Source organism: Kitasatospora sp. NPDC057512 (assembly GCF_042802135.1).
Lineage (GTDB): Bacteria > Actinomycetota > Actinomycetes > Streptomycetales > Streptomycetaceae > Kitasatospora.
The window spans coordinates 1-5,622 of the sequence record NZ_JBHVET010000591.1; the positions used below are offsets into that span (position 1 = coordinate 1).

The following is a 5,622-nucleotide window of genomic DNA, read 5'->3' on the forward strand; positions in this document are numbered from 1 at the left end:
GGCCCCGGTCGTACGGGCACCGGCCGTACGGGCCCCGGTCGTGCGAGCGCCGACCGTACGGGGCCCGGCCGCACGGGCCCGACCGCGCCGCGGCTAGCCGACCAGCCCCTCCAGCAGCTCGAAGACCTGCTCCTGGGTCATCCCGACCCCGCCGGCCCGGGCCTCCTCGTACCCCGCGTCCCCCAGCACCTCCCGCAGCACGCCCTCCGAGCGCGCCCGCTCGACCCGGTCCAGGTAGCCGCCCTTCGGGCCGTTCAGCCCGCCGTGCGCGCCGGCCAGCACGGCCGCCGTCCGGGCCCGCCCCAGGTCCCCGTCGCGCTGGGCGAAGCTGCCCAGCACCGCCGCCACCGCGGGCACCACCATGACCGTCATGTGCTCGGCGAAGCCGCTCGCGGCCGTCACCGCCCGCAGCTGCCGCCAGCCGGCGTGCAGCAGGTCGAGCCCCGCCTCCGGGTCCCCGGCCCGGGCGGTGATCCAGCCGCGGGCGCTCATCAGCATCCCGGTCACCAGGCTCGGCGCGAAGCCGCCGACCCGGACCGTGTCCAGCTCGTCCAGCTCGGCCAGCGCCTGCGCGAACTCGCCGCGCTGGGCGTGGATGCCGCAGAGCGTCAGGTGGCCGAACATCAGCGCGCCGGTGGTGGACTGGTTGAGGCCCGGGGTGTCGATGGAGGCCAGCGCCTCGCGGACGACCCGCTCGCCGCGCTCCATGTCCTGCTCCAGCAGGGCGGTGCCCAGGTTCACCCGCAGGATCGGCACCTCCAGCGGCGCCCCCAGCTCCTCGATCAGCTCGATCGCCCGCGCGTACGCCTCGGCGGCGGCCGCGGACTCGCCCCGGTTGGCCAGCGACTCGCCGTGCGCGGACAGCGCCTGGGAGATCCCCCAGAGGTCGCCCGACTGCTCGTACAGCTCCAGCGAGCGGGCGCCGTCCTCGATGCTCTGCTCGGCGCCGCTCGGCCAGTCGTTCATCATCCTGGCCCGGACCTGCAGGATGAACGCCAGGTCGCTCGGCCCGCCGTACTGCTCGCAGCCGCGGACGGCGTCGTCCAGCAGGTCCTTCATCATGTCCAGGCGGCCGGCCAGGAAGGCGCCGAACACCCGCATCAGCGCCGGGAAGCGGTAGGACTGCGGCAGGTCCGGGGTGTAGGCGTCCATCAGCCGCTGGGCGACCTCGATCGCCTCCGGGTCCCCGAGGACGTCCAGGTTGCCCTCGAACAGCCCGATCAGCCGGAACATCGCGAGCAGCCGGCGGGCCTCCTCGACCACCGCCGTCGGCAGCGGCAGGTCGTACGCCAGCACGCCGTGCTCCAGCGGCACCGCCGGCGGGGCGTCCGGGCCGAACGGGTCCGGGCCGAGCGCGGCGACCGCGTTGTACCAGGTGCGCGCCTCCATGCTGTAGCCGCGCAGCGACCAGTACCAGCTCATGCCGAGGGCGAGGAGCAGCGCCTGCTCCTCGTCCCGCAGGTCGATCGCGCGGCGCAGCGCCGTCCGGATGTTGTCCTGCTCGCGTTCCAGCACCGCCAGCCAGTGCAGCTGCCGGGGGCCGTGGATCTGCGCGTCGGCGGCGGCGAGCAGGGTGCGGAAGTGCGCCAGGTGGCGGGCCTCGGTGGTGGCCCGCTCGGCGGCGGACCCGGCGAGGCGTTCGGTCGCGTACTCGTGGATGGTCTCCAGCATCCGGTAGCGCGGCAGGCTGGCCCCGTCCAGGTCGGCCACCAGCAGGGACTTGTCGACCAGCGACAGCAGCAGGTCGGCGACCTCGCCGGGGGCCACCTCGACGCCGTCGGCGCAGACCGCCTCGGCGTCCTCCAGCTGCCAGCCGCCCGCGAACACCGAGAGCCGGCGCAGCACCGCCCGCTCCCGTTTGCCCAGCAGGTCCCAGCTCCAGTCGACCACCGCGCGCAGCGTCTGCTGGCGCGGCAGCAGGGTGCGGCTGCCCGCGGTGAGCAGCGTGAACCGGCCGTCCAGCCGGTCGGCTATCTGGCGCGCCGTCATCACCCGCAGCCGGGCCGCGGCCAGTTCGATGGCGAGCGGCAGCCCGTCCAGCCGGCGGCAGATCTCGGCGCAGGCCTCCGGGTCGCCGTGCGGGTCGAAGCCGGGACGGGCGGCGGCGGCGCGCTCGACGAACAGCCGCAGCGCGACCGGGTCGGGCAGCGGCTCGACCGGCAGCACCGTCTCCCCGGGCACGCCCAGCGGCTCGCGGCTGGTGGCGAGCACCGTCAGCCCGGGGCACTCGGCGAGCAGGACGTCGGCGAGGTCGGCGGCGGCCTGGATCAGGTGCTCGCAGTTGTCCAGGACGAGCAGCATCCGGCGGTGGCGGCAGTGCTCGACCAGCCGGCGCACCGGGTCCTCGGCCCGCTTCTCGATCACCTCGGCGACCATGCTGGTGCTGTGCAGCACGATCTCGCGCAGGCCGAGCGCCGAGACCACGGCGGCGGGCACCGCGTCCGGGCTCTCCAGCGGGGCGAGTTCGGCCACCCAGACGCCGTCCGGCCAACCCCCGGCGGACTGCTCGGCGCGCCCGGCCTCGGTCGAGAGGCTGGTCTTGCCGGAGCCGCCGGGGCCGGTCAGCGTCACCAGCCGACGGTCCGTCAGCATCCCGCGCAGCGCGGCGAGATCGTCCTCGCGGCCGACGAAGCTGGTCAGCCGGCCGCGCAGGTTGCCGACGGTGCGCGGGAGTTGGGGGGCAGCGGCAGCGGCAGCGGCGGCGGGTGCGGGCGCGGCGTGGACCGGCTCCGGCGCCTCCGGGGCGAGCAACTCGGCGTACAGGGACTGGAGTCCGCGGCCCGGGTCGGCGCCGAGCTCCTCGGCCAGGGCCCGCCTGGTCCGCTCGTAGTGGCGCAGCGCCTCGGCCGTCCGCCCGCTCTCGTGCAGCGCCCGGATCATCAGCAGCTGCAACGACTCGTCCAGCGGCTGCCGTTCGCACAACTCGGCCAGCTCGGCGACCAGGTCGGCGGCGCGGCCGAGGCCGAGGTCGGCGGTGATCCGGTGGCGGCGGGCCTCCTCGCGCTGGGCCTCCAGCCGGACGGCCGGTCCGGTGCGGTCCGGCAGGTCGGCCAGCGCGGGGCCGCGCCACAGCGCCAGGGCGGCGCCCAGCCGCTCGGCGGCGAGCGCGTGGTCCCCGGCGTCCAGGGCGCGGCGGCCCTCGCCGGTCAGCCGCTGGAAGTCGGCGAGGTCGGTGGCCGGACCGGTCAGCCAGTACCCGGCCGGGCCGGAGCCGACCTCGTCCCGGCCGATGGTGCGGCGCAGCCGGCCGACCAGGGTCTGGAGCGCGGCGGAGGAGTCCTGCGGCGGCTCGGCCTCCCACACCTCGTCCACCAGCAGGTCGGCCGGCACCGGCCGGCCCTGCCGAAGGGCCAGCGCCGCGAGCAGGGCCCGTAGCCGGGCGCCGCCGATCGGTACCGGGGTGCCGTCGTCGTGGTGGGCCGTCGTGGTCCCGAGGATGCCGTAGTGCACCGGACCATTCTGGTCGATCGACGGAGGAAGGGCCGCACAATTGTGCTGGGCCCCGACGTCCCGGTGGAACCGACCCCGGCCCCTCGGACGTTCACCGGAGGCGGCTTGTCCGGCCACCGGCCCGCCCGGCATGATCGGTCCCTGCCGGTCCTTCCCGTTCCCTCTGCCCACGGAGCACCCACACCATGACCTTCGCCGCCACGCCGCGCTCCCGCAGCGAGGACCGCCGGATCAGCCCGGTGTTCTGGGTGCTCCTCGCCGTCCTCGGCACCTCCGGCTGGGCGGTGTACCAGGGCTACGGCAACGCCTCGTTCGGGGTGTTCCTGTTCGTGGTCGCGGGCTGGATGGTCTCGCTCTGCCTGCACGAGTACGCCCACGCGCGCACCGCGCTGCACGGCGGCGACATCACCGTCGGCGCCAAGGGCTACCTCACGCTCAACCCGCTGAAGTACGCCAACGTGCTGCTCAGCTTCGTGCTGCCGATCGTCTTCGTGATCCTCGGCGGCATCGGCCTGCCCGGCGGCTCGGTCTGGATCGAGCGGAACCGCATCCAGGGCCGGCTCAAGCACAGCCTGATCTCGGCGGCCGGCCCGCTGGTCAACCTGCTCATCGCGGCGGCGCTGCTGGTCCCGATCGGCGCGGGCTGGCTGGACGACCCGACCGTGCACGCGTTCTGGGAGGGCCACGAGCTGATCATCTCGCCGTTCTCCGGCGCGCTGGGCTTCCTCGGCTTCCTCCAGCTGAGCGCGGCGGTGCTGAACCTGCTGCCGGTGCCCGGGCTGGACGGCTACGGCATCGTCGAGCCCTGGCTCTCGTACCAGACCCGGCGCGCGATCGAACCGTTCGCGCCGTACGGGATGCTCGCGGTGTTCGCGCTGCTGTGGCAGCCCCAGGTGAACCAGTTCTTCTTCGGGATCGTCCACGGCCTGATGAACCTGTTCGGCGTGGACCAGGACTACGCGACGCTCGGCCGGTACCTGTTCAGCTTCTGGAAGAACTAGGGACGGCCCGGCACCGGCCCTACTCGGCGGCGGCCGCGGCCGCGGCGGCGATCCTGGCCCGGCGGCGGTCCATCCACAGCACGTTGCTGGCCACGCCGGCCAGCGGCAGCCAGATCAGGCCCAGCCAGAAGCCCTGGACCAGCGAGACCACCAGGGCCACGAGCGCGAGGACGACGGCGGCCAGGGCGAAGCGGGACGTGCGAGGCATGGCGGAGGGCTCCTAGAACGGGTGCGGGCGGCCGGGTCACGGCCGCCACCCATTGTCGCCGACCTCACCTCCGGACCGGGTCCAGGGGTGAGGTCGACACGCCTCCGCCCGGATCCGCTCAGACGTCGGTGATCCGCAGGCCCGCGTGGGCCTTGTAACGGCGGTTGACCGAGATCAGGTTGGCGACCAGCGCCTCGACCTGGTGGGCGTTGCGCAGCCGGCCCGCGAAGATGCCGCGCATCCCGGGGATGCGGGCGGCCAGGCCCCGGACGACGTCGGTGGCCTCCCGGTCGTCGCCGAGCACCATGACGTCGGTGTCGATGCTCTCCACCGACTCGTCCTGGAGCAGCACCGCCGAGAGGTGGTGGAACGCGGCGGTGACCCGGGAGTCCGGCAGCAGCGCGGCGGCCTGCTCGGCGGCACTGCCCTCCTCCGGCTTCAGCGCGTACGCACCCTGCTTGTCGAAGCCCAGCGGGTTGACGCAGTCGACGACGATCTTGCCCGCGAGCTCCTCGCGCAGCGCGGTCAGGGTGGCGGCGTGGCCGTCCCACGGGACCGCGATGATCACCACGTCGCTCTCCCGGGCGACGGTGGCGTTGTCGGCGCCGCGCACGCCGAGGCCCAGCGCGGCCGCCGAGGCCTCGGCCCGGGCGGCGTCGCGGGAGCCGATGATCACCTGCTGGCCGGCCTTGGCCAGCCGCAGGGCGAGTCCTCGCCCCTGGTCGCCGGTGCCGCCGAGGACACCGACCACCAGCTGGGAGACGTCCGGGACCTCGTGGGCCGGGTTTGTCGCTGAATCGAGGGAAGTCATGGGCCGATCCTGCCAAATCCCCGGCCCGGCGGGACATCCTGGCCCGCATGGACGCGGTGAGAGTTTCGGCACTCCGGGAACGGCTGACGGGAACGGGCTGGCTGGAGGCGGTCGGCGGCTTCGCCGGCGCGCTGCGCCGCTCGGTGGAACAC

At 74.7% G+C, this 5,622-nt stretch carries 4 protein-coding genes; 1 reads left to right on the forward strand and 3 read right to left on the reverse strand.

From position 1 onward, the window contains the following. Nucleotides 1-93: 93 nt before the first annotated feature. Nucleotides 94-3,450: an ATP-binding protein gene (locus ACFU6K_RS29785; RefSeq protein ID WP_380668203.1), complete on the reverse strand. Its 3,357-nt coding sequence runs from the start codon at nucleotides 3,448-3,450 to the stop codon at nucleotides 94-96. Between the two features lie 185 nt (nucleotides 3,451-3,635). Between ACFU6K_RS29785 and ACFU6K_RS29790 the strand changes: the two genes are divergently transcribed. Next, entirely contained in the window at nucleotides 3,636-4,451 is an 816-nt protein-coding gene (locus ACFU6K_RS29790; protein WP_380668205.1) for a site-2 protease family protein, read from the forward strand. 19 nt (nucleotides 4,452-4,470) lie between these two features. On the opposite strand, the gene ACFU6K_RS29795 is transcribed toward ACFU6K_RS29790, so the two are convergent. Both ACFU6K_RS29795 and npdG read right to left on the reverse strand, forming a co-directional pair. Then, complete coding sequence (locus ACFU6K_RS29795) at nucleotides 4,471-4,659, reverse strand: hypothetical protein (RefSeq protein ID WP_380668207.1); 189 nt, start codon at nucleotides 4,657-4,659, stop codon at nucleotides 4,471-4,473. 118 nt (nucleotides 4,660-4,777) lie between these two features. Then, nucleotides 4,778-5,470: an NADPH-dependent F420 reductase gene (gene npdG / locus ACFU6K_RS29800; RefSeq protein ID WP_049660247.1), complete on the reverse strand. Its 693-nt coding sequence runs from the start codon at nucleotides 5,468-5,470 to the stop codon at nucleotides 4,778-4,780. Nucleotides 5,471-5,622 lie beyond the last annotated feature (152 nt).